This window comes from Brevundimonas sp. GW821-FHT10E09, from assembly GCF_058809375.1.
In genome coordinates, this window is sequence record NZ_JBXASO010000001.1 from 1 (window position 1) to 25,495 (window position 25,495).

Annotated in this window: 19 protein-coding genes; 7 read left to right on the top strand and 12 right to left on the bottom strand. The window is 68.0% G+C overall.

The genetic code is table 11. From position 1 onward, the window contains the following. A partial coding sequence (locus tag AC1RSI_RS00005; RefSeq protein ID WP_492322605.1) for an ATP-binding protein occupies nucleotides 1-379 on the top strand: 379 nt, incomplete at its 5' end. A 288-nt stretch (nucleotides 380-667) separates the two neighbouring features. Here AC1RSI_RS00005 and AC1RSI_RS00010 read toward each other — a convergent pair. Continuing rightward, on the bottom strand, nucleotides 668-943 hold the full coding sequence (locus AC1RSI_RS00010; RefSeq protein WP_008260442.1) for a metal-sensitive transcriptional regulator: 276 nt from the start codon (nucleotides 941-943) through the stop codon (nucleotides 668-670). Nucleotides 944-1,041: 98 nt separating this feature from the next. Here AC1RSI_RS00010 and AC1RSI_RS00015 point away from each other — a divergent pair, with 98 nt between their 5' ends. Continuing rightward, a complete protein-coding gene (locus tag AC1RSI_RS00015) occupies nucleotides 1,042-3,396 on the top strand; it encodes a heavy metal translocating P-type ATPase (RefSeq protein ID WP_035307967.1) in 2,355 nt (784 codons plus the stop codon). 105 nt (nucleotides 3,397-3,501) lie between these two features. Continuing rightward, nucleotides 3,502-5,892, top strand: coding sequence for a PAS domain-containing sensor histidine kinase (locus tag AC1RSI_RS00020; protein WP_230307582.1), 2,391 nt, complete (start codon nucleotides 3,502-3,504; stop codon nucleotides 5,890-5,892). Nucleotides 5,893-5,909: 17 nt separating this feature from the next. Here the strand turns inward: AC1RSI_RS00020 and AC1RSI_RS00025 are convergent, their stop codons facing one another. From AC1RSI_RS00025 to AC1RSI_RS00055, 7 genes are all read right to left on the bottom strand, one after another. Then, on the bottom strand, nucleotides 5,910-6,599 hold the full coding sequence (locus AC1RSI_RS00025; protein WP_154725745.1) for a response regulator: 690 nt from the start codon (nucleotides 6,597-6,599) through the stop codon (nucleotides 5,910-5,912). Next, complete coding sequence (locus tag AC1RSI_RS00030) at nucleotides 6,599-9,298, bottom strand: DUF4118 domain-containing protein (protein WP_291756671.1); 2,700 nt, start codon at nucleotides 9,296-9,298, stop codon at nucleotides 6,599-6,601. Before AC1RSI_RS00030 ends, AC1RSI_RS00025 begins: the two co-directional genes overlap by 1 nt. Next, nucleotides 9,299-9,877: a potassium-transporting ATPase subunit KdpC gene (kdpC, locus tag AC1RSI_RS00035; protein ID WP_040349768.1), complete on the bottom strand. Its 579-nt coding sequence runs from the start codon at nucleotides 9,875-9,877 to the stop codon at nucleotides 9,299-9,301. It abuts the gene before it with no gap. Between the two features lie 90 nt (nucleotides 9,878-9,967). After that, on the bottom strand, nucleotides 9,968-11,962 hold the full coding sequence (kdpB, locus tag AC1RSI_RS00040) for a potassium-transporting ATPase subunit KdpB (RefSeq protein WP_008263018.1): 1,995 nt from the start codon (nucleotides 11,960-11,962) through the stop codon (nucleotides 9,968-9,970). A 105-nt stretch (nucleotides 11,963-12,067) separates the two neighbouring features. Next, nucleotides 12,068-13,777 carry a potassium-transporting ATPase subunit KdpA gene (gene kdpA, locus AC1RSI_RS00045; protein ID WP_008261543.1) on the bottom strand — a complete coding sequence of 570 codons (1,710 nt, stop codon included), beginning with the start codon at nucleotides 13,775-13,777 and terminating at the stop codon, nucleotides 12,068-12,070. Nucleotides 13,778-13,795: 18 nt separating this feature from the next. Continuing rightward, the gene (locus AC1RSI_RS00050) at nucleotides 13,796-13,879 is read right to left on the bottom strand and encodes a potassium-transporting ATPase subunit F (protein WP_081836166.1); all 84 of its coding nucleotides are present in this window, start codon (nucleotides 13,877-13,879) and stop codon (nucleotides 13,796-13,798) included. Between the two features lie 303 nt (nucleotides 13,880-14,182). Next, entirely contained in the window at nucleotides 14,183-14,605 is a 423-nt protein-coding gene (locus tag AC1RSI_RS00055; protein WP_035307985.1) for a winged helix-turn-helix transcriptional regulator, read from the bottom strand. 55 nt (nucleotides 14,606-14,660) lie between these two features. Between AC1RSI_RS00055 and AC1RSI_RS00060 the strand changes: the two genes are divergently transcribed. Together AC1RSI_RS00060 and AC1RSI_RS00065 are read left to right on the top strand one after the other, a co-directional pair. Next, on the top strand, nucleotides 14,661-14,990 hold the full coding sequence (locus AC1RSI_RS00060) for a nuclear transport factor 2 family protein (RefSeq protein ID WP_035307987.1): 330 nt from the start codon (nucleotides 14,661-14,663) through the stop codon (nucleotides 14,988-14,990). A gap of 2 nt (nucleotides 14,991-14,992) precedes the next feature. Beyond that, entirely contained in the window at nucleotides 14,993-15,775 is a 783-nt protein-coding gene (locus tag AC1RSI_RS00065; RefSeq protein ID WP_008260281.1) for an SDR family oxidoreductase, read from the top strand. 231 nt (nucleotides 15,776-16,006) lie between these two features. Here the strand turns inward: AC1RSI_RS00065 and AC1RSI_RS00070 are convergent, their stop codons facing one another. After that, nucleotides 16,007-16,891 (bottom strand): FecR family protein, encoded by an 885-nt coding sequence (locus AC1RSI_RS00070; RefSeq protein ID WP_008260877.1) that lies wholly within the window; start codon nucleotides 16,889-16,891, stop codon nucleotides 16,007-16,009. Between the two features lie 17 nt (nucleotides 16,892-16,908). Further along, nucleotides 16,909-17,448 carry an RNA polymerase sigma factor gene (locus AC1RSI_RS00075; RefSeq protein ID WP_035308000.1) on the bottom strand — a complete coding sequence of 180 codons (540 nt, stop codon included), beginning with the start codon at nucleotides 17,446-17,448 and terminating at the stop codon, nucleotides 16,909-16,911. A gap of 163 nt (nucleotides 17,449-17,611) precedes the next feature. Between AC1RSI_RS00075 and AC1RSI_RS00080 the strand changes: the two genes are divergently transcribed. Then, a complete protein-coding gene (locus AC1RSI_RS00080; RefSeq protein ID WP_154725742.1) occupies nucleotides 17,612-20,650 on the top strand; it encodes a TonB-dependent receptor in 3,039 nt (1,012 codons plus the stop codon). On the opposite strand, the gene AC1RSI_RS00085 is transcribed toward AC1RSI_RS00080, so the two are convergent. Both AC1RSI_RS00085 and AC1RSI_RS00090 read right to left on the bottom strand, forming a co-directional pair. Beyond that, nucleotides 20,647-21,669, bottom strand: coding sequence for a hypothetical protein (locus AC1RSI_RS00085; protein ID WP_447941418.1), 1,023 nt, complete (start codon nucleotides 21,667-21,669; stop codon nucleotides 20,647-20,649). The two genes, AC1RSI_RS00080 and AC1RSI_RS00085, sit on opposite strands and share 4 nt — an antisense overlap. Nucleotides 21,670-21,732: 63 nt before the next feature. After that, nucleotides 21,733-24,447, bottom strand: coding sequence for a TonB-dependent receptor (locus AC1RSI_RS00090; protein WP_230307578.1), 2,715 nt, complete (start codon nucleotides 24,445-24,447; stop codon nucleotides 21,733-21,735). A 292-nt stretch (nucleotides 24,448-24,739) separates the two neighbouring features. Here AC1RSI_RS00090 and AC1RSI_RS00095 point away from each other — a divergent pair, with 292 nt between their 5' ends. Next, nucleotides 24,740-25,468 carry a cytochrome b/b6 domain-containing protein gene (locus AC1RSI_RS00095; protein WP_230307577.1) on the top strand — a complete coding sequence of 243 codons (729 nt, stop codon included), beginning with the start codon at nucleotides 24,740-24,742 and terminating at the stop codon, nucleotides 25,466-25,468. Nucleotides 25,469-25,495 lie beyond the last annotated feature (27 nt).

Here is a 25,495-nt window from a genome sequence, read left to right on the forward strand (position 1 = left end):
CATCATCGCCAACGTCGTGCGGGCCGGGGCGCGTGGCCGGTACTTCAACACCGTCGACCTGGTGAACCGCCTCGAGGAGGAGACCCGCCTGGGCAAGGCCGGTGCGCTGGCTGCTCACCTCTGCCGCCTCGACGTCGTGGTCCTCGACGAGCTTGGCTACCTGCCGTTCGCCCGCTCGGGCGGCCAGCTGCTGTTCCACCTGATCAGCAAGCTCTACGAGCGGACCTCGGTGATCGTCACGACCAACCTCGCCTTCGGCGAATGGCCGACCGTGTTCGGCGATCCCAAGATGACCACGGCCCTGCTCGACCGCATCACCCACCACTGCGACATCGTCGAGACCGGCAACGACAGCTGGCGCTTCAAACACCGCAGCTAACCCTCCACGAAGAACGCCAGGCGAGGGTTGAGCCTCCGGTCGGGCTACGCCCTCCCTACGCCCCAACCCTCGCAAGCGGTGCGCTCGTGACGTCCATCCCGAACCTCAAAAGGGGGTCCCTATTGCACGCCGATAGGGGGTCCCTTTTAGACGCCGATTGACAGTCCCCCCTTCCAAGGACCGGACTCTAGCGCCGCGTGGAGGAAATTCTCACGGGCACGTCAACGTCGCCGTAGGGGCTCCGCCCGGATCATGGCGTCGGGCCAGAAGATCCGCACTCCGTCCGACCTATCGACCGGCGCGAGCCAAGAGTTCGATTAGCTCGCCGGCCTTGGCCTTTCGATCCTCAGGATCGTCACCTGTCATGGCTCCCATGACGCAGTGGTCGAGGTGGTCCCTCAACACTTCCGTCTCCACGCGAAGGAGCGCTGCGCGGACGGCCCGCAACTGGGTGAGCAGGTCGATGCAGTAGCGGTCCTCGTCGACCATGCGGGCGATGCCCCGCACCTGGCCTTCGATCCGGCTCAGCCGGTTAAGGATTTTGGGCTTCGTATCGATTTGCATGCGGCTTCGCTCCAGAGTGTCTGTATACCCCATGCGGGTATCTTGCTCCATACCCCCTACAGGTATATTCGAGGCGCTTGGATCAGCCGGAGAGCGTCATGTCCACTCATCCTCACGGTCACGCCGCAGGTCGCTCCTGCTGCTCGGCGGAACCCTCCGCGGGATCGGTCGCGCTAAAGGATCCGGTCTGCGGGATGTCGGTTGATGCAAAGACGACCGCTCACCGGGCCAGCCATGACGAGCAGGACTATTTCTTCTGCTCGGCAGGGTGCCGAACCCGATTCGTGGCGGATCCACAGCGCTATCTGAAGCCTGCTTCGGAGCCCGCCCCCGCCATTCCGGGCGTGATCTACACCTGCCCCATGCATCCGGAAATCCGGCAGGAGGGTCCGGGGTCCTGCCCGATCTGCGGCATGGCGCTCGAGCCTGAAACCGTCGCCGCCGAAGCGCCGCCCAATCACGAACTGATCGACTTCACCCGCCGCTTCTGGATCGGTCTGATTCTGACCCTGCCGGTCTTCGCGCTGGAGATGGGCGCCCATCTGACGAACCTGCACATGCTCATCCCCGGCCGGCTGTCGAACGGGATCCAATTCGTTCTGGCCACGCCGGTCGTCCTGTGGTGCGGCCTGCCCTTCTTCCAGCGCGGCTGGACCTCGCTGCGCACGCGCCGGCTGAACATGTTCACCCTGATCTCGATGGGGGTCGGGGTCGCATGGCTTTACAGCATCGTGGCCGTCGTAGCGCCATGGCTGTTCCCGCCCGCCTTCCTCAAGGCCGACGGGAGCGCGCCGGTGTATTTCGAGGCGGCGGCGGTCATCACGGTGCTGGTCCTCGTCGGACAGATCCTGGAACTTCGCGCCCGCGAGCAGACGTCGGGGGCGATCCGGGCCTTGCTGGATCTCACGCCCAAGACCGCGCGAAGGGTCCGGGCGGACGGCGTTGACGAGGATGTCTCGCTCGACCTGATCACTGTCGGCGACTCCCTGCGGGTCCGCCCCGGTGAGAAAGTCCCGGTGGACGGCGAAATCCTGGATGGCCGTATCGCCGTCGACGAGTCGATGGTGACCGGCGAGTCCATGCCGGTGACCAAGGAGGTCGGCGACCGGGTCGTCGCCGGCGCCCTGAACAAGACCGGATCCTTCATCATGCGCGCCGACAAGGTCGGGGCCGACACCCTGCTGGCGCAAATCGTCCAGATGGTCGCTCAGGCCCAACGCAGCCGCGCGCCGATCCAGCGGCTGGCCGACACGGTATCTGGATGGTTCGTTCCGACGGTGATCACAATCGCCCTGCTGGCCGCCGCCGTCTGGGGGCTGGTCGGGCCGGAGCCCCGGCTGTCCTATGCCCTGGTCGCCGCTGTCTCGGTCCTGATCATCGCCTGTCCCTGTGCGCTCGGTCTCGCGACCCCCATCTCGATTATGGTAGGGGTCGGACGAGGCGCGCGCGCCGGGGTCCTGATCAAGAACGCTGAAGCGCTGGAGCGCTTCGAAAGGGTCGACACCCTGATCCTCGACAAGACCGGCACCCTGACCGAGGGACGCCCGTCCGTGACAGCGATGGTGATCGCCAAAGGCTTCGACGAAACAGACGTGCTGCGTCTTTCGGCCAGTCTGGAGCGCGGAAGCGAGCACCCCTTGGCGGATGCGATCGTCCAGGCCGCCAAGGACCGCCATCTGCCCCTGTCGGAAGCCGTGGACTTCGACAGTCCGGTGGGACGCGGCGTGCGCGGTGTTGTCGAGGGACGCCAGGTGGCCCTGGGCAACACCCGGTATCTCGGTGAGCTTTCGATCGACGTCTCCACGCTGGAGCCGAAGGCGGACGCACTCCGGAACGACGGCGCCACGGCCATTTTCGTGGCCATCGACGGCAAGGCCGCCGGGGTCCTCGGCATCGCCGACCCGGTCAAGGCCACCACGTCGGCCGCGATCCTCGCGCTGAAGGCGGCCGGTCTGAGACTGGTCATGATGACCGGGGACAACCGAACCACGGCCGAAGCCGTGGCGCGACGCCTCGGGATCGACGAGGTCCATGCCGAGGTCCTGCCGCAGGACAAGGCGTCGGTGGTTCAGCAGCTTCGCTCACAGGGCCGCATCGTCGCCATGGCCGGAGATGGGGTCAACGACGCCCCGGCTCTCGCAGCCGCCGATGTCGGCGTCGCCATGGGCGCGGGCTCGGATGTGGCGATCGAGAGCGCGGGCGTAACCCTGTTGAGCGGCGATCTGCAAGGCATAGTCCGGGCGCGGCGTCTGTCGCGAGCGGTCATGGGGAACATCCGGCAAAACCTGATCTTCGCCTTCGGTTACAATGCGCTCGGCATCCCGGTCGCGGCCGGCCTGCTGTATCCCGTCTTCGGCTGGCTGCTCTCGCCCGCTCTTGCAGCGCTCGCCATGGCGCTCTCTTCGGTCAGCGTCATCGGCAATGCGCTGAGGCTGCGCGCGGTGAAGCTCTAGGCGGCCTGAGAATTCAGAAAGCATTAACCAAGCCTCGACAGGAATCCGCGACGCAGCCTAGATTCCCCCTGTAGCTGATTTGGTCGGGAGAGCGCCTTGCGGGGCATGGAGCGGCGGCAAGACAAGCGAGGCCGACGCGCCACCGACAGGGCCCCCAGCGCCCCGGCCTGGATGCGCATCGGCGTGCTGGTCCTCGCCCTCGGCTCCACCGGATACGTGCTGTTGATGTCGCGAGACGCGACACGCCCCGCCCGCGAAGCCCATCGCCTCCAGAACGAGAACCTGACGTTGAGCGCCCAGCTCGCCGCCAGCCGGACCGCCGTCCTGATGCAGGCCGCCCAGACCGGGATCGACGTCGGGACAGCCGCACTGCTGGACGACGCGCTCCCGATGGCCGCCGTCGAGCGGGCGCGCGGCGTCGCGCCGAACGCGGGCTTTTCGGTGATCGGCGCCGACGGCGCGATTCTGGCCAGCCAGGGGCCGGTGCAGTCGCCCGGCGTCGTCGCCCTGACGGGGCCGCAAGCCGGGGGGCGGCGGCTTGAGGCGCGCATTCTCCCGTCCCTGCCCGCCTCTGGCGTGGTCCGGATCGTGTCGAAGACGGGGGTCATCCTGGCCTCGCCGAACGCCGCCGAGGTCGGCCGGTCCGCAACGCCGCTGATCGGCGTCCAGGCCGGCGACCTGGCGTCCCTGACCACGCCCGTCGCCACGCCGGGGGGCAGGGCGTCGGTCGTGGCGGCGCCGATCACGCCCGACGGTCCCTATGTGGTCGCCTTGCAGAGCGGACCGCCCGCGGGTGCGGCGGGTCTGCTGGGCGAGGCCTGGGTTCTGGCGGCCCCCGTGCTGCTGGGCCTCGGCGTCCTGGCGCTGTTCCTGTTCCAGGGCCTGCGTCGTGCGCGCGCCAGCCGGGAATGGGCCTCGTCGGAAAAACGCTTCCGCATCGCGGTGGAGGCGGCGCGCTGCGGCGTATGGGAATGGGATCTGGACGGCGCCGAAGTAACCCTGTCCGACTATATGGCGACCCTGCTGGGCTTCGAGACCGGCGGCGTCGTGCCGGCAGAGATCGTGATGGCCCGCATCCATCCCCGTTACCGCGACCAGGTGCAGCACGCGTTGCGCCAGGCCTCGGCCTATGGCGCCTTCGAGGTCACCTTCCCCGTCCCGGGCGACGGCGGCCGGACCCGCTGGATCGATGCGCGCGGCCAGGCGCGAGGGGCGCGGGGCGAGGCCGGCTTCTCCGCCATCCTGGGCGTCGCCCTGGACATCACCGAGGCCCGCCGGGCCAAGGCCGCCGCCCAGTCCGCCGAAAGCCGTCTGCGCGACGGGGTGGAGAGCATCTCGGACGCCTTCGTCCTGTTTGATCGCCAAGGCCGCCTCATCCTCTGGAACCAGGCGTTCGAGGACGCTTTCGACTTCCAGTCCGGCGTCGTGCGGCGCGGCGCGGCGAAGGAGGAATTGAACCGCATCGCCGCCCTGGCCATCAAGGCCGAACATGCGCCGACGGACGGCCGGGCGGGCCTTCGCGAGGTCGAACTGCACGACGGCCGCTGGCTGCAGTTGTCCGAACGCTTCACCTCGGAGGGCGGCTCGGTGGTCACCGCCGCCGACATCACCGCCATCAAGCGCGAAGAGACCGAACGCCGCCGCGCCGTCGAGGACCTGAGCCGCACCGTGGCCCAGCTCGAAGCCAGCCAGCAGATGCTGTCGCAACTGGCCCGGAAATACGAGATCGCCATGACCCGGGCCGAGGCCGCAAACCAGGCCAAGTCCGAATTCCTGGCCAATATGAGCCACGAACTGCGTACCCCGCTGAACGCCATCAACGGCTTCTCGGAGATCATGGCCGCCGAGCTGTTCGGCCCCATAGGCGAGAAGTACAAGGGCTACGCTGGCGACATCCTGAAGTCGGGCCAGCATCTGCTCAGCCTGATCAACGACATCCTGGACATGGCCAAGATCGAGGCCGGCAAGATGACCCTGCACTACGAGCCCGTCTCGCTGCGGGACGTGTGCGAGGACGCCGCCCGGCTGATGCGCGGCAAGGTTCTGGAGTCCGGCCTGACCCTGGAGATCGAAGCGGGCGACCTGCCGGACATCGAGGCGGACCACCGCGGCGTGAAACAGGTGATGCTGAACCTGATCTCCAACGCCGTTAAGTTCACGCCCGAAGGCGGGACCGTCACCCTGTCGCTGACGCCGTTCAAGGGGGCGGCCGGCGAGGATCGCGTCCGGGTCGCCTGCGCCGACACCGGCATCGGCATCGCGCCTGAACATATGGTCCGTCTGGCGCGGCCCTTCGAACAGGTCGAAGGCCAGCATTCCAAGACCACCCAGGGCACCGGCCTGGGCTTGGCCCTGACCAAGTCGCTGATCGAGATGCATGGCGGCCGGCTGAACATAGAAAGCGAGCCCGGGGTGGGCACGGTGGTCAGTTTCGATCTGCCGACGCGACGTCCCGTCCAGACCGTCCAGCCCATGAAGGCCGCCTTCGCCGCCTGAGCCGCCGGGGCGAGCGATCAGAGTTCGAGCCGGTATCCCACGCTCGGTTCCGTAACGACCAGGGCCGGTTCGGCGGGGTCGGCCTCCAGCTTGTGGCGCAGCTGGCCGATCACGACGCGCAGATACTGGACATCGGCGGCGTGGCCCGCGCCCCAGACGGTCTTCAGCAGGTCGGCGTGGCCCAGCACCTTGCCGGCGTTGCGGGCCAGACAGGCCAGGACTTCGTATTCCTTGGGGCGCAGCTTCACCCGCTCGCCGGCGCGGGTGACGATGCGGCGGTCCAGGTCGATGACCACCTCTCCGACCGTGACCACGCCGCCCGCCACCGGCGCCAAGGCCCCCTGGCGCAGCCCGGCCCGGATGCGCGCCAGAAGTTCGCCGACCCCGAACGGCTTTTCGACATAGTCGTTGGCGCCCAGGTCCAGGGCCGCGATCTTCTCGGCCTCGCGATCGCGGGCCGACAGGATGATGATCGGCCCCTGGTAAAATTCCCGCGCCCGTTTCAGCACGTCCTTGCCGTCCATGTCGGGCAGGCCCAGGTCCAGCACCACGGCGTCGGGGCTCCACAATGCGATGGCCCTCAGCCCCTCCTGCCCGCTGTCGGCGCGGCGGGGTTCGTAGCCGGCGGCGTCCAGGGCGGGCGACAGGAAGCGGTGGATCTGGGGCTCGTCGTCGATGACGAGGACCTGGGGACGGACGGCAGGCATCACAGCAGATCCGGATGGGTGGCGATGGATTTGGGCAGGCTGATCAGGATGCGCGTGCCCCGCTTGCCGCCGTCGGGTCCGTCGTGGATCGGGCTGGCGGCGGCGATGCGGCCGCGCATGGCCTCGATGAAGCCCTTGGCGATAGCCAGACCCAGGCCGGCCCCCTGGACTCTGTCGGGGGCGCGGTCGGTCGAATCCTCCATGCGGCGGAACTTGTCGAACACCCGTTCCAGCTCGGCCGTGGGTATGCCGCGCCCCTCGTCCTCGATGGAGATGACGACGGAGCCCCGGTCCTCATAGGCCGCCAGTTCGATGGTCGTCCCGTCGGGACTATAGGCGATGGCGTTCTCAAGAATATTGACCACCGCCTGTTCCAGCAGACCGGGGTCGGCCTCCACCATGCTGAGCTGGGGCGGGAAGTCGCGGGTGATCCGACGTCGCCCCAGGCGGCGCGACACCCGGTCGGCGGCGGCGTTCAGGGCGTCGCGCACATCGGTCCAGTCGGTGCGGACGTTCAGCCCGCCGCCCTCCAGCCGGGTCATGTCCAGCAGGTCGCCGACATAACGCGACAGGCGTTCGGCCTCCTCGCGGATGCTGAGCAGCAGATCGTCGCGGACCTCGGGCTTCAGGGTCGCCCCATAGTCGATCAGGGTGGTGGCCGAGCCCAGCACGGTCGACAGGGGCGTGCGCAGATCGTGGCTGACCGAGTTCATCAGGGCGGCGCGGAACCGGTCGGCGCGACGCAGGGTCTCGCTTTCCAAAGCCTGTCCGGCCAGATCAGCCCGCTCCAGCGCCACGGCGCCCTGATCCAGCAGGGCCAGGGCCAGCCGCTCCTCGTCCGAGCCCGCCGCCACGGCCGAGGCGTCGATCCCCGCCACGCCGGCGCGACCGCGCACGCCTTGCAGGGGCTGAAACCGCCAGCGGGTCTGCGGCAGGGTGCCGGTGCCGTGACCCGTGACCTCGCCGTGGGTCCAGGCCCAGCGGGCCGCGGCCATGGCGTCGGCGCCCAGGACCACGCCCTCGGGGCTGGCGGCCGTCAGGACGATGTCGTCGCCGTCCGGCAGCAGGACCACCGCCCCGGCCCCGGCGGCGGCCGAGGCCTGTTCGGCCAGGCTTAGGGCGGTCGTCGCACGATCCTGGGCCGCCGACAGGGTCTGGCTGGCGGCCAGCAGGGCAGAGACGGCGGCGGCGCGACGCTGGGCCGCGCGGGCCTGTTCGCGCACCCGCCCGGCCAGGGCCCCCGTGCCCAGGGCGACGGCCCAGAACAGCAACAGCGTGAGGAAGTCCGTCGGCGAGCCGATCAGGAAACTGTAGCGCGGCTGAAGAAACAGGAAGTTGTAGGTCAGGAAGGCGAGGGTCGCCGCGACGAGAGCGGGCCGCAGCCCGTTCAGCACCCCCGCCGCCACAACGGCGGCCAGATAGATGACGCCCAGATCGACCCGCTCGAACCGCGTGTCCAGCAACAGGGCGACGCCGGTCGCGGCCCCGACGAAACCCGCGCCGGCGGAATAGGGACGCCAGTCCAGACCAGGCCGGAGACCGGGCCTGATCGTCGGCTCGGGCGCCGACCCATCGCCTTCGGTCACGACATGGACGGCCACGCCCTGGGCCTTGCGCAGCAGTTCGGTGGCCAGCGCCCGACCGGTCCATTCGGCCAGACGGCCGCCCCGCGTCTTGCCGATGACGATCTGGGTGACGTTGTTGCGGTGGGCGTGATCCAGGACGGTGCGCACGACGTCGTCGCCGCTCAGCGTCACCGGTCGGCCGCCCAGTTGTTCGGCCAGTTTGAAGGCTTCGGACAGACGGCCGGCGGATCGCGCGTCGGAACGCGAGCCCGACGGCCGCTCGACGTGGGCCACCGACCAGGGGGCGTCCATCATCATGTCCGACATGCGTCGTCCGGTCCGCACCAGCGACGCGCTCATGGCGTCGCCCCCGACCAGGACCAGGATCCGCTCACCGGCCGCCCACGGCCCCGACACGCCCCGCTCGCGCAGATGGAACAGCAGTTGATCGTCCACCGTCTGGGCCGCGCGGCGCAGGGCCAGTTCGCGCAGGGCCGTCAGATTCTCAAGCTTGAAGAAGTTCTCGGACGCGACCCGCGCCGTTTCGGGCACATAGACCTTGCCCTCGGCCAGGCGGACGCGAAGGTCCTCGGGCGTGATGTCCACCACCTCGATATCGTCGGCGTCGGTCAGAAGGCTGTCGGGCACCGTCTCGCGCTGACGAACGCCGGTGATCCGCAGGATGACGTCGGACAGGCTTTCCAGATGCTGGATGTTCAGCGTCGTCCAGACATCGACGCCGGCGTCGCGCAGTTCCTCCACGTCCTGCCAGCGTTTCGGATGGCGTGAACCGGGGGCGTTGGAATGGGCGTATTCGTCGACCAGCAGCAGGCCGGGGCGGCGCGCCAGGGCGCCGTCGAGATCGAACTCCATCAGCGATCGGCCGCGATGGTCGATCGGCGCGCGCGGCATGACGTCCAGGCCGCGCAGCAGGCTCATCGTCTCCTTGCGGCCGTGGGTCTCGACCACGCCGACGACGACGTCCAGCCCTTCGGCCTTTCGCCGGCGCGCGGCGCGCAGCATTTCGTAGGTCTTGCCCACGCCGGGCGACATGCCCAGAAACACCTTCAGCCGCCCGCGCTTGCGGCGCGGAACGGCTGAAGTCGCGGGCGTTTCGGCCTCGGTCTCGGGCAATCAGCCCTCCGCGCCGAAACGGGCGTCCAGGGCGCGGTTGGTCAGCAGGACATTGACGCGCGGCTGGCCGACGAAGCCCAGCAGAGCCCCCTGGGTCTGGCCGTCGATGATGGTCTGGACCTGCTGCACGGGGACGCCTCTGGCGCGGGCGATCCGCGCGGCCTGAAGCCGAGCGTAGGCCGGGGACACGTCCGGGTCGAGGCCCGAGGCCGAGGTCGTCACCGCATCGGCGGGGATGCCCCCCGCGCCGTCGTCGGCGCGGATGGCCTGGGCGCTTTCGGCGACGCGGGCCGCCAGATCCGGGTTCAACGGCCCCATGTTGGAGCCCGACGAGACGGCGGCGTCATAGCCGTCGCCCGCCGCCGAGGGACGCGGGTGCAGATAGGTCTCGCCCGCGAAGGCCTGGCCGATCAGGGCCGAGCCAACGACCCGGCCGCCGGCGTCGCGCACCAGACTGCCGCTGGCCTGGCGGGGGAAGACGCTATGGGCGATCCCGGTGACGGCCAGCGGATAGGCCAGCCCCAGCAGGAGGGTGAACAGGGCCATCATCGCGATGGCCGGACGGAACGAATGGACCATGATCGTCGCCTCAGAAGCTGGTTTTCGACGCGGCCGCAGCGCGCATCTTGTTGAGACGATTGTGCATCGGAATATCCCTGGAAACGCGCATCAGGCCAGGCCCAGCGCGGAAATGATGAGGTCGATCAGCTTGATGCCCACGAACGGGGCGATCAGGCCGCCGAGGCCGTAGATCAGCAGGTTGCGACCCAGGAGAGCGCTGGCGCCGATGGCCCGGTATTTGACGCCCTTCAGCGCCAGCGGGATCAGGGCGACGATGACCAGGGCGTTGAAGATCACCGCCGACAGGATGGCGCTCTCGGGACTGTGCAGACGCATCACGTTCAGCGCGCCCAGCGCCGGCAGCGAGACCACGAACATCGCCGGGATGATGGCGAAATACTTGGCCACGTCGTTGGCGACCGAGAAGGTTGTCAGGGCGCCGCGCGTGATCAGCAATTGCTTGCCGACCTCGACGATCTCGATGACCTTGGTCGGGTCGCTGTCCAGATCGACCATATTGCCGGCCTCGCGGGCGGCCTGGGCGCCGGTCTGCATGGCCACGCCGACGTCGGCCTGAGCCAGGGCAGGCGCATCATTGGCGCCGTCGCCGCACATGGCGACCAGACGCCCCTTGGCCTGTTCGGCCTTGATCAGCCGCATCTTGTCCTCGGGCGTGGCCTCGGCGAGGTAGTCGTCCACCCCCGCCTCCGACGCGATGGCCGCCGCCGTCACCGGATTGTCGCCGGTGATCATGACGGTGCGCAGGCCCATGCGGCGCAGGTCGGCGAAGCGCGCCTTCACCCCCGGCTTGACCACGTCCTTCAGGTGGATGACGCCGACCAGGACGCCGTTCTGGGTGACGGCCAGGGGCGTGCCGCCCGAGCGGGCGATCCGGTCCACGGCCTGACGGAACTCGGCCGGAGCCGCACCATCGGACAGGTTCAGGTCCTTCAGCACCGCATCGACCGCGCCCTTGCGCCAGCTGTCCTTGCCGACGTCCAGGCCTGACTGGCGGGTGACGGCGGTGAAGGGGATGGCGACGGCGCCGGCCGGCTGTTCGACCGAAATGCCCGCGTTGCGGCCCAGTTCGACAATCGAGCGGCCCTCGGGCGTCTCGTCGGCCAGGGACGCCATGACGGCGGCGGCCAGGGCGGCTTCCGGACGCACGCCCGGAACCGGGATGACCTCGGTCGCCATGCGGTTGCCGAAGGTGATGGTGCCGGTCTTGTCGAGCAACAGGGTGTCGACGTCGCCGGCCGCCTCCACCGCACGGCCCGAGGTGGCCAGCACATTGACCTTCAGCAACCGGTCCATGCCGGCGATGCCGACCGCGGACAGCAGGCCCCCGATCGTGGTCGGGATCAGGGTGATGAACAGGGCGCCCAGCACCATCGGATCGATGTTCACGCCCGAATAGGCGCCCAGACCGACCAGGGTCACGACCGCGATCAGAAAGATCAGGGTCAGGCCCGCCAGCAGCACGGCCAGGGCCAGTTCGTTCGGCGTCTTGCGACGGTCCGCGCCCTCGACCATGGCGATCATGCGGTCGAGGAAGGTCGAGCCCGGCTTGGCGGTGATGCGCACCTTGATCCAGTCGGACACCACGGTGGTGCCGCCGGTCACGGCCGAACGGTCGCCGCCGCTTTCGCGGATCACCGGCGCGCTCTCGCCGGTGATGGCGGCCTCGTTGACCGAGGCCACGCCCTCGATGATCTCGCCGTCCGAGGCGATGACATCGCCGGCCTCGACCAGGATGATCGACCCGACCTCGAGCTCGGACGCATTGGTCGGAACCACTGTGCCGGTCTCGGGATCGACGATCAGCTTGGCCTTGGTCGTGACGCGGGTAGCGCGCAGACTGTCGGCCGCCGCCTTGCCCCGCCCTTCGGCGACGCTTTCGGCGACATTGGCGAACAGGACCGTGGCCCACAGCCACAGCGCCAGCTGCACCGCGAACCCCGCCGACTGGCCGCCCACGACCGCCGCGACCGCCGACACCGTGGCCAGCAGGGCCACGATCCAGGTGGTGAAGATGACCGGGTTCTTGACCAGTTTGGCCGGGTTCAGCTTGAGGAAGGCCTCGCCGACGGCGCGACCGATCATCGCCCCGGAGAGACCGCCCGCGATGGGGGTCGAACGACCGCCTTCGCCGGGCTCCCCTCCGCGTGAATCCAATGTGATTTGTGTCATGTCAGGATGTCCGGAGGATCAGGCGCCGGCGACCGCCGCGAGCACCTGGAAGTGCTCGACGATCGGTCCCAGGGCGAGGGCGGGCAGGAACTGCAGGCCGCCGAGGATGAGGATCACGCCGATCAACAGGCCGATGAACAAGCCGTTGTCGGTGGGCAGGGTGCCGGTAGACGCCGCCAGCTTGGGCTTGACCACCAGGCTGCCGGCGATGGCCAGGACGGCGACGGCCGGTATGAACCGTCCGAACAGCATGCCCAGCCCCAGGGTCGTGTTCCACCAGGGGGCGTTGGCGGTCAGACCCGCGAAGGCCGAGCCGTTGTTCGCCGCCGCCGAGGTGTAGGCGTACAGGATCTCGGACAGGCCATGCGGTCCCTTGTTCAGCAGGCCTGCCAGCGCCGTCGGGAACACCGCCGCTACAGCCGAGAAGCCCAGGATGGCCAGCGGCAGAACCAGGACCGCGATCATGGCGAATTGGATCTCGCGCGCCTCGATCTTCTTGCCCAGATATTCCGGCGTACGACCGACCATCAGCCCGGCGACGAAGACCGACAGCAGGGCCATCACCACCATGATGGCGATGCCTGAACCGATGCCGCCCGGCAGGATCTCGCCCAGCTGCATCAGGAACATCTGCAAGGCCCCGCCCAGCGGCATATAGCTGGCGTGCATCGAGTTGACCGAACCGTTCGAGGCGCCGGTCGTCACGACCGACCAGACGGTGGAGGCCGGGGCGCCGAAGCGAACCTCCTTGCCCTCCATGTTCGCCGATGCATCGACGTGGGCGGCGACCAGGGCCGGGGCCGGCTGGGTCTCGATCACATACATGGCCGCGCTGGAGACGCTCAGGATGATCAGGGCCGAGGCGACCAGGGCGCGGATGTCGCGCCCCGCCATGGCTGAGCGGCCGAAGGCGAAGAAGGCGGCCCAGCCCATGACGTTGATCGCCACGGCGGTGATCAGATTGGTCAGGGGCGAAGGGTTCTCGAACGGATGGGCGCCGTTGACGTTGAAGACGCCGCCGCCGTTGATGCCCAACTGCTTGATCGCCACCTGGCTGGCGGCCGGGAACAGCGGCAGGGTCTGGGAGCCGCCCTCGACCGTCGTCGCATGGACGCTGGCGGCCAGGCTCTGGACGATGCCCAGGCCGGACAGCACCACGGCCAACACGAAGGCGGCGGGCAGCAGCACATAGAGGGTGGTCCGCGTCAGATCGGCCCAGAAATTGCCGACCCCCTCGCCGCGATTGGCGACGAAGGCGCGCGCCAGGGCGGCGGCGATGGTGGCGCCGGTCGCGGCCGAGACGAAGTTCTGAACCGTCAGACCCACCATCTGGGTGAAGGTCGACAGGGTCGTCTCGCCGCCATAGCTCTGCCAGTTGGTGTTGGTGACGAAGCTGACGGCGGTGTTGAAGGCCAGGTGCGGCGAGACGCCGGCGAAGCCTTGCGGGTTCATCGGCAGCACGCCTTGCAGACGCAGGATGGCGTACAGCAGGACAAAGCCCGCCGCATTGAAGGCCAGCAGGGCGCCGGCATAGCCCAGCCAACCCTGGCTGCGCTTCGGATCGACCCCGGCCGCCCGATAGAAGACGGCCTCGACCGGTTTCAGCACCGGATCCAGCCAGGTCCGCTCGCCGTTCCAGACGCGCGACATATAAACGCCGATGGGCCAGCCGAGCAGAACGGCCAGCCCAAGGGTCAGGGCGATCTCGCCCCATCCTTGAATGTTCATGATTTCAGTCCCGGTTCTTCAGAACCGCTCGGGCCGCAGCAGAGCCGCGACCATGTAAACGGCGACGACGACCGCCCCCGCGCCCCAGAGCATGGCGATCATCGTCACACCCGTCTCAACGCTGCGGCCAGCGCGGCGAAGGCGATGAACGCCCCGGCCCCGACCGCCAGAAAAATCACGTCGGCCATGCCGGCCTCCTCAGCTCAAATCAGAGCCGGCAAGGACCACGGCGGGGCGTAAAGACGCGATGTGAATCCCGACGTTCGGCGTAATGAAATCATAATGCGAAAGGGAAGACGGTCGGCCTCACCACCGCAAGCAGCGCCGTTCATGAGCCGAAAGGCGATTGCGGGGCAGGAGTGGGAGCCAATCGAAACATCGACGCACTGGCCGCCTGTCCTGAACTCAGCCCTGTGTGTTCGCCGCTGATCGATCACTTTCGATCAGCCGGTCACGCACATCGGCGGGGGCGGCTTCGGCCCAGCTCAGGAGCTTGTCGAGAACCGGACAGAGGGACTGTCCCCATTCGGTCAGATGATATTCCACCTTGGGCGGGACCTGGGGGTGGACGATGCGGGCCACGACTCCATCGGCTTCAAGCTGTCGAAGCTGCTGGATCAGCATCTTCTGCGACACGCCGGGAATAGCTTTTTCGAGTTCGGAGAACCGCCGCACGTTCGACCCGAACAGCTGGAACAGGATCACCAGCTTCCAGCGTCCTTCGAGGACACGGATGACATTCTGCGCGCTCAAGGCCGCAGTCTGGGGGGTGTAGTCGAAGGGCTTACCTTCAGGTGCGTACCTAACTTTTTCGTCGGTTCTTGCCATTGTGGGAGCGTACTTGCAGTTTGGATCGAACGCAAGAATCCGAACGGGAGACCCAATGATCGCCGACCTTCCCAAACCCATCGCTGACTATGTCGCGGCCAATGCGCGCCTCGACCTTGCCGGCATGCTGCAGCCCTTTGCGCCTGACGCTGTCGTGAAGGACGACGGCGGGCGCCATCAGGGCCATGCGGCGCTCCGACGGTGGATGCTCGAGGCCACGATCGCGAGCAAGGCGATTTTCAAGCCGGATACGATGCGCCACGACGGGGACCAGGTCGTCCTGGAGGGACCCACGGCCGGCGACTTCAAGGGCAGCCCCCTTCGGTTCACGCTTCGCTTCACTCTGGGCGACGACGCCATCCGCGCGCTCGAGATCTCGCTGTGACGATGCGCCCCGATCCCACAGAGTTCGAAGGTCGACGGATTCTCGTCACCGCCGGCACCAAGGGCGCCGGCCGCGCGACCGTCCAGCGTTTTCTCGCCGGCGGCGCCCGGGTGATCACAGCCGCGCGGGCGGCCCCCGAGACCTCGACCGGCGCTGAGTTCGTCCAGGCCGATCTCATGACGCTGGAAGGGTGCGAGGCCTTGGCCCAGGCCGCGATGGACCGGTTTGGCGGCGTTGATGTTCTGGTGCATGTCGTCGGCGGCTCGTCGGCGCCGGCTGGAGGCTTCGCCGCCCTGACCGACGCGCATTGGCGCACCGAACTTGATCTGAACCTGATGCCTGCGGTTCGCCTGGATCGCCTGCTGGCGCCGCAGATGATCGGGCGGGGATCCGGCGCCATCATCCACGTCTCGTCTATCCAGCGGACATTGCCTTTACCGGAATCCACCACCGCCTACGCCGCCGCCAAAGCGGCCCTGTCCACCTACAGCAAGGCCCTGTCCAAGGAACTGGGGCCCAGGGGCGTGCGGGTCAATGTGGTGTCGCCCGGCTGGATATCCACGGAAGCCTCGGACGCCTTGCTGGAACGGATCACCGCAGGCTCGGGCGGGACGTTGGAAGATGCGCGGCAAAGCGTCCTGAACGCGCTCGGCGGGATCCCCCTGGGGCGGGCGGCGAAACCGGAGGAGGTCGCCGAGTTGATCGCATTCCTCGCCTCCGACCGCGCCGCAGCCATTCACGGCGGCGAGTATGTGATCGATGGGGGCACGATTCCTACCGTCTAGGCGGAGATGAGGATCGAGGGACGATGGGGCGCCGCGCGCCGGAAACGGTTGCCGGCGCCCGGCCTCTTCTTCGAGCGGGCTCAGGTCTTCGACGCCGATACGTCGCCAGAGAACATGGCTCTGGATATTCTGCCGCTGTCGCCACGGGAAGCCGGGCTCTGCGGCGTCGGCGTGTCGCCGTAAGATGAGACGCCGCTCCCGCCTTTCGCGGGCGCGGCCCGGCGCGTCGTATCAGGACAGCGTCCAGGCCCCTCTGTCGAAGCGAACCGACACGCCGTGCAGCCGCCCCAGCGCCTTGGCGAAGGCCGCCGTGTCGCCGGCCTCGAAGACCCCGTCGATCTCCAGAGCGTTCAGCGACGGGTTCAGGATGCGCAGCGGCGCGTTGCTGTATCGGTTCATCTCGACGACCGCCGCACGCAGCGACGTGCGGTCGAAGCTGATGCGGCCCTGGCGCCAGTCGTCGATACGGCCGCCCTGTGCGGCGGAGACCGGGCCGGGGTCTCCGGCCGATGACAGACGTACGGCCTGTCCGGCGCGAAGGTGAAGGCGCGCTTGCGAAGGCTCCGCCGCCGGTCCCACAGCCACGCCGCCCTGCAGCAGATCGACGTCGGTGAAGGTCGCATGGCGGTACACGTTGAACCGCGTGCCGGTGACGCGGATGCGCGCCGCGTGGCTGAGGACGTCGAAGGGGGCGTCATCCTGATGCGCCACCGCGAAGAAGGCTTCTCCCGATTCCAGCACGACCTCGCGCTCACGCCCGGCGAACCGCGCCGATATGCGGCTGGCCGTGTTCAGAGTGACCTGGGAGCCGTCTGGCAAGGCGATCGTGCGGCGCTCGCCGACCTCGGTCTCGTAGATCACGGGTTGTTGGCGCCAGAGGAAGACGCCGCCCAGGGCCACGCCGGCGGCCAGGGTTCCGCCCGCGATCCAGGCGCGGCGGTTCACGACACGGCCTGTCGCCGCCCGGCCGTCGTCCGCAACGAAATCGGCGGCTTCCATCTGGCCCAGCGCGTCCCAGACCGCCTGGATCTCGCTCGACCCGGCGTCCGAGGCGCGCCCGCCCTGCTCTTCGCGCAGGCGTTCAGCCACGAAGGCCTCGGCTTCGGCGTCACGCACAGGGGGGCGAAATGGAATTACTGTTCGAACCATCCGCAATCCTTAAGCTTGTGCCGGCAACGGGCAAGTGCGTCGGCCAGCAGGCGCTGGGTCGTCCGCAGCGGGATGCGCTGGCGTTCGGCGATCTCGACCAGGGTCAGACCCTCTACACGATGCATCATCAGCACCATCCGCTGATCGCGCGTCAGCGAAGCGATGGCGCGGCGCAGCAGGTCGGCGTTCTGCTGCCAGCGCACCTCGTCGAAAGGGGAAGGGGCGTCGTGGGCCAGATCGTCAGACACCTCGACATGGCGGTCGCCGCCGCGTCCGAGCCGTCGCCGACGCAGGTCGCGCGCCACGCTGTCGGCGGTCTTGAAGACATAGGTGGCGTTGAAATCGGGCGGAGGAACCCGGCCCGCCAGCCGCGTGAGCCGCAGATAGATGTCCTGCAAGGCGTCCTCGACATCGGCGGGCGCGAGGAAGCGACGCAGGTACAGACGCAGTCGCGCGTCAAACCGCTGCATCAGCTCGGCCATGATCGCGACCGCCGGATCGGCGGGCTTTCGTGAAGCTGTCATCGATGGGGCGACGCCGTCAAACATCCGAACTCGCTAGCCTGTACCTCAAGAGACGCAGCGCCGTCGACAGGCCGCCAAATCCGTGGGCCGCGAATGTCATCAATTCATTGCAGCCGCCCCATAGAAGCCTCGCAGTCGCGGGGTTCATCACGGATCGTCCCACATGGGCTGTGGCGGACGTCACGCTTTCCTACGGTCTGTCGGCGGAGCGGTTCTGGCTGTCGCGATCCTGCCGTCGTCGGTGTCGGCGGCCGGGCGGGCTCCGGTCTTCGATGTTCCCGCCCAGCCGCTGGCTGCGGCGTTGCGGGCCCTGGCGCGCCAGGGACGCGTCCAGATCCTGTTTCCGGCGGAACGGCTTGAGGGGCGACGGAGCCGCGCCGTCGTCGGGCGGTTCGAGACGGCGCGCGCTTTCGACCTGGCCTTGGCCGACGCGGGTTTTGCGGCGCGTCGGGTGGACAGCCGAACCTTCGTCATCGTCGCCCGGCCCCGGTTGTCGCCGCCGCCCCCGATAGAGGCTCCGACTGCGGACCTGGAGCCCATACAGGTGTGGGGGCGCCGTCCGGAGCCCGGCGAGATCGCCCGTCGCCTGGCGACTGATCTGGATGCGCCGACGTCGGTGCGCAGCCTTTCGCGCGAGGACATGGAGCGCGGCGGGGCGCAGAACCTGTCGGAAGCCCTGGGCGACCTGCCGGGCATGACGGTGATCAACACCGGGCGGTCCTTTATCGGCGGCATCGACTCGGCCTCGCGCGGCGAGGGTTTGTACGCCGCCTATCGCGGCCTGAACGCCGAATACAATCTCAGCATGATCAACGGCGTGTCGGTGGCCCAGGGTCTGCCCTATTCGCGCGGGGTCCAACTGAACCTGCTGCCGCCGGACGCCTTCCAGACCGTGGTGGTGCACAAGACCGGGCGCGCGGATCTGGACGGTGATTTCATTGGCGCCGCCCTGGACTTCCAGACGCCCGGACCGACGGATCTGTCGCGATCGCCCTGGACCGCCGTCACCGTCGGCGGTCGGGTCGAGACGCGGGCGCGGGACTATGGCGAATCCGGTCTGGGCGAGACGATCCGGGTCGAACACGGCCGCCGTTTCGGCGCCGCAGGACAGTTCGGCCTCTATCTGGCCGCCGCCCACGAAGACCGCAGCTTCGTCAATTCGGAACTGGCCGGGGTGATGGCGGCCCAGAACGACCGGGGCTGGGCCTATGGGGTTTCAGGCTCTGCGGCCGGCGGGGCGCCCGACGCCGAAAATCCGCAGGAGGGGCTGGTTCAGACAAGCCTGAACGTGGGCGTCTCCAGCGGGCGCAGTCGCCTGCAGAACTACGCCCTGGCGCTGGATTGGCGCGCGGCTCCCGGTCTGGACCTGCGGCTGAACGCCACCCACGCCCAGGCCCGCACCGAGCAGAATTCCACCTTCAGCCAGGTCGTCAGCGGGGCCCAGTCCTGGATCGACGACGGATCGGGCGTCTATCGCCTGTCGGTCCGGGATCTGTCGACGCGGGTCTGGTACGAGACCAATCCGGACAATGTCTCCCTGTCGACGCTCAGTCTGAAGGCCGATGCGGTCTCCGGCCGCTGGCGATTGACGCCCTATCTGTTCGCCAGCCGCGGCGAGAGCGCCCGCCCCGACCATCTGGAGGCCTCGGCATGGATCAACCAGAACGATGGGTACAACGTCGGGCGGACCCCGCGCGCCTTCGGCGGGGTGACGGTGCAGTATCGCGACGGCCTGCCGGTGCCCCAGTGGCCGCAGAGCGTGTTCGACGATCTGAACCAGGCGGGATCGGTGCTGGTGGCGCGTCGCGCCGGCCAGCGCACCGAACAGTTCAGCGAACAGATGCGATACGGCGGCGGCTTCGACCTGAGCTTCACGCCGATGCAGGGGCCGTGGCGCAACCTTCGGATCGGCGCCAAACTGGGGCGGAGCGACCGGGACCTGACGGACCGGAACTGGACCAACGCCTTCTTCGGCGACATCTATCAGACCGCCGGTCTGACCTGGGAGGCGCTGGGGATCGCCAAGGGGACCTACGCCGAGGTCTTTCCCGGCCTCTACGACTGGTCGATCCCCCGGATCGATCACGACCGGCTCGAGGCCCTGTTCGAGGCCAACCGCACGACCGAGAGTTTCGACACTTGCGGCGCCCTGTACGTCAACAACCTCAACTGCAACAGCCAGTCGGGGCGCGAGATCGTTCAGGCCGTCTACGTCATGGCCACGCATGCGACCGGAGCCTGGGAGACGCAGTTCGGCCTGCGCCAAGAAAGGGCACGCATCGTCAACCGGTTCTGGGTTCTGCCCGATGCGAGCGAGGGCGAAACGCCCGGCGACTGGGCCGCCAACCGCAGCCGCTACGACATGCTTCTGCCCAGTCTGAACCTGTCCTACCGCCCCAATGATCGGGGCGTCTGGCGGGCGGCCGCCTGGCGGTCGTACAGCCGCCCCGCCTTCATGCAATTGGGCGGCGGCGTCAGGACCGAGACCCTGGACGGGGTGACGACCGTGACGCGGGGAAATCCGGACCTGAAGAGCGCCGACGCCTGGAACCTGGACCTGTCGCATCAGACCTGGCTGCCGGGCGGCGGGGCGCTCAGCCTGTCCGCCTACGCCAAACAGATCGATCACTATCTGTACGAAAGCGGCTCCAGCCTGGACGTCGGCGTGGTTCCTGATGAGGCCGCCGTCCGAGTGGTCATGCCCCGTAACGGCGGGCGCGGCGACACACGCGGCCTGGAAATGGAGTGGTTTCAGCCGCTCGGCGACCCGTTCGACCTGGGCGGTCAGGCCAGCCTGGACCTCAATCTCAGCAGGCAGTGGTCCCGTGTCGATCTGGGGCAGATTCTGGGGCGGTCCCAGCCGATGCTGAACGCCCCCGAATGGTTGGGCAATGCGGAACTGGCCTACGCCCAGGGGCGCGCCGCCGCCTATCTGAGCTTGAACTACACCGGCGCCTATCTGTCGGCCTATGACGTCCTGAAGGCAGAGGGCGACTGGGACAATCTGTGGGTCCGGTCCGTGGCGCGGCTGGATGCGCGCGCCCGGTGGCGGTTCGACGAGCGGACGCGGCTGGACGTGATCGTCACCAACCTCACCGGGGCGTACAGCTATTGGGCCCATGTCGGACGTGACGGCGCCGCCCTGTCGGACGTGGTGGATTCCGGTCGGCGCGTCGTCGTCAGTCTGCGCAGCGTGTTCTAGAAGCCGGCGGCCCGCAGGGCGCGCTCGACCCCGGCGTCGCCCTCGACATCCGACAGGGCCTTGATCCGGTCCGCGCCCAGGGTTTCCAGCATCGGATTGCGCAGGCGCGTCCGGTAAGCGGGACCGTCGGCGGCCGGATAGCCGAAGCGGGGCGCCAGCCGCGCCAGGGCGGCGTCGGCGGCATGGACCGCCGCCTCGGCATGAACCCAGTTGTCGTCGGCGGCGTTGCTGATCAGGCATTCGCGGGTCGGGACGGCAGGGACGGTCCAGGCGGTGCGCGAAATGATCGCCGCCGCTCGCAGCCAGTTCTGCACCGTCCGTTGGTCATCGCCGATCGGTGCGGCATGGGCGCAGGCCTGGGCCAGAATCTCCGCTTCGGGCAGGCCGCGCGCCATCGCCTCGGCCAGACCCAGCACATGATGGGCGCCGGCCCCGGCGATCGGTCGTTCCGGCGGCAGGCTTCCGTCATCGTTCCACACCAGGACCAGGGCCTTGGCCCAATCGTGCCACAGGACGGCGGCGATCACCGCGTCGCGATCCACCGGCAGGCCGTCCTCGGCCTCATACAGATCGGCCAGGGCCAGGCCCAGGCGCAGGTTGAAGACTTCGTGATCGACTAGTCCGCCGGGCCAGTCGTGATGAGAGCCGGCGTTTCCGCCCGGCGCCGATTCCAAAGGCTGGGGCAGGGCGGGACAGGCCGCGCCGTCCGCCAGCGGCGGAAAGACCGTCAGGCGCTGAACCTCAGCCTGCACCCCATCGGCGGACGCGGGCATCAATCCGTCCGCCCGAAGCGCAGCCAAGATCACGTCTTCGTCGGCCGCCGTCAGACCCGCCCGGTGGCGGACGCAGGGCCGGGACTGCAGCCCCGCCAAAGTCTCTTCGCGCAGATGCGCATCGCTCAGTCCGCCCGCCGCCGCCCGCAATTCGTCCAGGGCCGCGAGGGCGCGCGGCGTCTGGGCGGCGGCGCTTTCGGCCCCGATCAGGACGATGAGCAGGGCGGCGGCGAGCGGGCGGATCATGAAAATCTCAAGGAAAGAAGGCCCGGCGCGCTGGGGAAAACGCGCCGGGCCCCCGAGCCGACGTCAGAAGTCGTACTTCAGCGTCAGCAGGGTGGTGCGGCCGGAGTTGACCACGTCCGAAAGCGCCAGGCTGTTCCGCCCGACGTGAGCCCAGTAGCTGTAGTCTTCGAACAGGTTGGACACCGACAGGTCCAGCATCACCCCGTTGTCGAAGGCATAGCCGGCGTGCAGGTCGGTCCGGCGGATCGGCCGGGTCCAGTAGTCCAGGCCGGCGACGCGATTGTAGGCCGTGACCGTCTCGCCCGAGTAGTTCCAGTTCAGGTCGAGCGTCAGGTTGCGCCAGGCGTAGTTCAGCTTGACGTTGGCCAGTTCGTCCGGCGCGTTCTGCATCCGGTGCTTCTCGCCGCCGCCGATGTCCACCTCGGTCCACTGACGGGTGTAGTTGACCCCGGCGCCGAGGCCCGAAAGCCAGCCGGGCAACATGTCGAAGGCCTGGTACAGCTGGATCTCGACGCCCTTGACGTAGCCGTCGCCGCCGTTGGTCGGCGAGACGATGGTCACGCGATCAAAGATCTCGCCGTTGTACTCGGTCCCGCCGCCGTTCTCGCCGCCGTTCACGGTCGTCGAGCCGTTGTCGTACATGTAGTCCGACAGCTGCTTGTAGTAGCCGCCCACCATGGCGTAGCCGCCGAAGTCGTTGCTCCACTCGGCGGAGGTGTCGAAGTTCCAGGACTTCAGCGTCTTCAGGTCGGGGTTGCCGCGCGTGACGGTGATCGAGTTGTCGCCGCGCTCGGTCGTCTCCGACCCGCCCAGTTGAACCAGGGCCGGGCGCATATAGGCGCGCGTGATCGAGGCCCGGTACACGGTTTGATCGGTCGGTCGATAGTTGACGAACAGGCTGGGCAGCCATTCGTTATATTCGGTCGAGTTGGATTCGAACCGCTGCGCCGCTTCGTCGTTGTTCCAGTAGGTGTTCTCGATCTGGGTATGCTCGTAGCGCAGGCCCGGAAGAACTTCGACCGCGCCCAGATTCCATTTGCCGGTCACATAGGCGGCGGCGACGTTCTCGTCGCCCTTCAGCGTGTTGCAGTTCAGGTAGCAAAGGTCGGCCGCTGCGGCCTCGGCGTCGAAATACTGGTTGAACAGTTCGACCAGACGGTCGTGGTTCACCTTCGGCGCGCGGATATTGTAGAGGCCCGGATAGGCCGAGTCGAAATAGCCCTCGACCAGGCCCAGTTCATCCCAGGTCACGCCGGCGCGGCCCAGCAGGTTGGCGAAATGATCGTTGGTCCAGTCGTGGCTGCTGACGCGGCGGTGGCTCTCGACGTACTTCACCCCGGTCTTGACGTAGGACAGGGCGCCGCCGAAATCGTACTGGGCGTCGAAACGGGCGCCGACCTTCTGCTGGTTCGAGAACTGCTCGGTGCGCTGTCCGGCGCGGCGAGCCAGAAGGGCGGACCCGGCGTTGTTGACCAGGTTCTGCTGCGCCGCGGTCAGCAGCGGCATCGGATAGCCGTCGGCGTCATAGCCGGCGAACAGGCCGCTGTAGGGCAGCAGCGAGCCGGTGTTGTACTTGTCCGACTGGTTGTTGCGCATCGAGGCTTCGATATGGTCCGGGCGGTCGTTGCCGCCGTAGGAGTAGAAGAGCGACGGCGACAGGGTCCAGGCGCCGTAGCGCTTCACGGCCCCGAAGGTCAGGGTGCTCAGGTCCGCGTCTTCGGGATTGGTCGTGTACCAGACCCGCACCGAAGAGTTGGTCAGGTTCAGATCATACAGACCCGTCGCGGTGTTGAAGACGCGGGCGCGGTTCTGGATGAACTGGTTCAACGTCGAGTTCTGCTGGGTTTCCGCAAAGGCGTAGGAGCCGCGCAGATAGACGTCCAGGCTGTCGTCCGCGCGCCAGTCCAGCGAGAAATTGCCGCCGAAACGCTCGGTGTAACCGGTCGAGACGCCGACGTTCATGCCGGTCAGCGCCAGGTTAGCCTCCTGGCCCATGCCGTCCGGATTGACGCCTGCGGCCGAGTCCGTCGTCGAATGCAGATAGGCCCAGCCGCCGTCGTTCTGGGCCGCCATCAGGCCCGCGATCATGGAGTTGGCGAAGTTGCGCTTGTCGTAGAAGGCGCTGACATACAGGCTGAACTGGTCGTTCTGGCCGAAGCGGCGGGCGATCTCGCCGCTGACGCCGCCGCCCAGACCGTCTTCGTCATAGTCGCGGGCGCGGCTTTCGACCCGGCCGGAAACGGACAAGGACGCGTAGTCGTCGGCCATGCTGAAGGCCGAGGGCGTGACGAAGTTGATCGTGCCGCCGATGGCGTCGCCGTCCATGTCAGCGGTGGAATTCTTGTTGACCACGATGGTCTTCAGGCCCGACGGCGGCAGCAGCGACAGCTGCACCTGACGCGAATAGGGCATGCCCTGGGCGGCGTTGACGCCGTTGATCAGGGCCAGGGTGAATTCGGAGTTCATGCCCCGGACGCCGACGAACATGCCTTCGCCGCGCGAGGCGCCGTCGACGCCGCCGAAGAAGGAGTTTCCGGTGTTCTGGACGCTGACGCCCGGCAGCAGGGCCAGGGCCTCGGCGACGTTGTGAACCGCCGTATGTTCCAGGTCTTCGGCCGACATCACGCTGACGGCGTTGTCGCTGCGCATCTGGGTGCGCATGGCGTCGTTGCGCGTGCCGACGACGACGATTTCGCCGACCTCGGCGGTTTCGCTCGTGGCGGCTGTCCGGTCCTGAGCGGCGGCCTGCGCCGCTGCGACCATGGAGAATAGCGCCATCGATGACGCGAGAAGTCTTGTTTTGAATGAAAGATTTTTCATCGACCGCAGTCCCTGAACCGGAGCTGAGATATGCCCCCAAGCTGAGAGACGCGGTCGGCCGCACGACGCGCCGAAACTTTATGAATGCTTCACAATGAACACGCCCAGGCTGATCTTGGCGGCGGCGGTTCGTTGCAACCCGGTCGTGGGGGCGCGCCACTGCGTGCAGTGACGACGGCGAAAACGGGGGCCGGGTGTCAGGGCGTCGTCAGTTTCGACCTGCAGATTTCCGTCCGAACGGAGATCCGCCATGTCAGCCCACCCCACGCCTTCGATAAGAACCGTAAAAGTCTGGGATCCGGGCGTGCGCCTGTTCCATTGGACGCTGGTCGCCTCGGTCGCCTTGGCCTTCCTGTCCTCGGAAGAGGACAGCGCGCTGTCCGCCTGGCATGTTCCGGCAGGATGGGTGGCAGCTGTCCTGATCGCTTTCAGACTGGTCTGGGGAGCTGTCGGCGGCGAACATGCGCGGTTCTCGAACCTGATCCGGCCGTCCAGGATGGCGGGGCACGTCAAGGGTCTGTTTGCAGGCCGGGTCCATGCGTCCATGGGCCATAATCCGCTGGGCGGGATCGCGGTCCTGGGGTTGCTGGCCCTGACGGCCGCGACCGTCTTCACCGGGGCGACGGGCGGCGAGGATACGCATGAGGTCATCGGCTACGTCTTGCTGGCGATGATCGCCCTGCACGTCTTGGCGGTGGTCGTAATGTCGATCCTGTCGCGTGACAATCTGATCCGCGCGATGGTCACCGGCCGAAAGACGACTGTCCATTTCCCCGACGCCCAGGACGCCGCGCCGCCCGCCCGCGTGGCTGTGCCCCTGGCGGTTCTGGTCGTCGCGGGGTCCGCCTATGCCGCCACCCGGATGGACCCGGGCGCCTTTACGCCGGGCGCGCGCGTTGAAGCGGGTGAAACGGGAGAGGCCGATCAGAAGCGTGAAAGGGGCGAGGGCGACGGGGCGGGGGAAGCGGACGAGGACTGAGGACGTCCCGCCCGCGCCCTCCTGTTT

Coding starts and splice junctions, on each gene's coding strand:
- AC1RSI_RS00095 (WP_230307577.1), top strand. CDS start 24,740: ATGTCAGCCCACCCCACGCCTTCGATAAGAACCGTAAAAGTCTGGGAT.
- AC1RSI_RS00075 (WP_035308000.1), bottom strand. CDS start 17,448: ATGACAGCTTCACGAAAGCCCGCCGATCCGGCGGTCGCGATCATGGCC.
- AC1RSI_RS00055 (WP_035307985.1), bottom strand. CDS start 14,605: ATGGCAAGAACCGACGAAAAAGTTAGGTACGCACCTGAAGGTAAGCCC.
- AC1RSI_RS00050 (WP_081836166.1), bottom strand. CDS start 13,879: ATGATCGCCATGCTCTGGGGCGCGGGGGCGGTCGTCGTCGCCGTTTAC.
- AC1RSI_RS00015 (WP_035307967.1), top strand. CDS start 1,042: ATGTCCACTCATCCTCACGGTCACGCCGCAGGTCGCTCCTGCTGCTCG.
- AC1RSI_RS00025 (WP_154725745.1), bottom strand. CDS start 6,599: ATGCCTGCCGTCCGTCCCCAGGTCCTCGTCATCGACGACGAGCCCCAG.
- kdpC (WP_040349768.1), bottom strand. CDS start 9,877: ATGGTCCATTCGTTCCGTCCGGCCATCGCGATGATGGCCCTGTTCACC.
- AC1RSI_RS00065 (WP_008260281.1), top strand. CDS start 14,993: ATGCGCCCCGATCCCACAGAGTTCGAAGGTCGACGGATTCTCGTCACC.
- AC1RSI_RS00020 (WP_230307582.1), top strand. CDS start 3,502: ATGGAGCGGCGGCAAGACAAGCGAGGCCGACGCGCCACCGACAGGGCC.
- AC1RSI_RS00090 (WP_230307578.1), bottom strand. CDS start 24,447: ATGGCGCTATTCTCCATGGTCGCAGCGGCGCAGGCCGCCGCTCAGGAC.
- AC1RSI_RS00085 (WP_447941418.1), bottom strand. CDS start 21,669: ATGATCCGCCCGCTCGCCGCCGCCCTGCTCATCGTCCTGATCGGGGCC.
- kdpB (WP_008263018.1), bottom strand. CDS start 11,962: ATGATCGGTCGCGCCGTCGGCGAGGCCTTCCTCAAGCTGAACCCGGCC.
- AC1RSI_RS00080 (WP_154725742.1), top strand. CDS start 17,612: ATGGGCTGTGGCGGACGTCACGCTTTCCTACGGTCTGTCGGCGGAGCG.
- AC1RSI_RS00010 (WP_008260442.1), bottom strand. CDS start 943: ATGCAAATCGATACGAAGCCCAAAATCCTTAACCGGCTGAGCCGGATC.
- AC1RSI_RS00060 (WP_035307987.1), top strand. CDS start 14,661: ATGATCGCCGACCTTCCCAAACCCATCGCTGACTATGTCGCGGCCAAT.
- kdpA (WP_008261543.1), bottom strand. CDS start 13,777: ATGAACATTCAAGGATGGGGCGAGATCGCCCTGACCCTTGGGCTGGCC.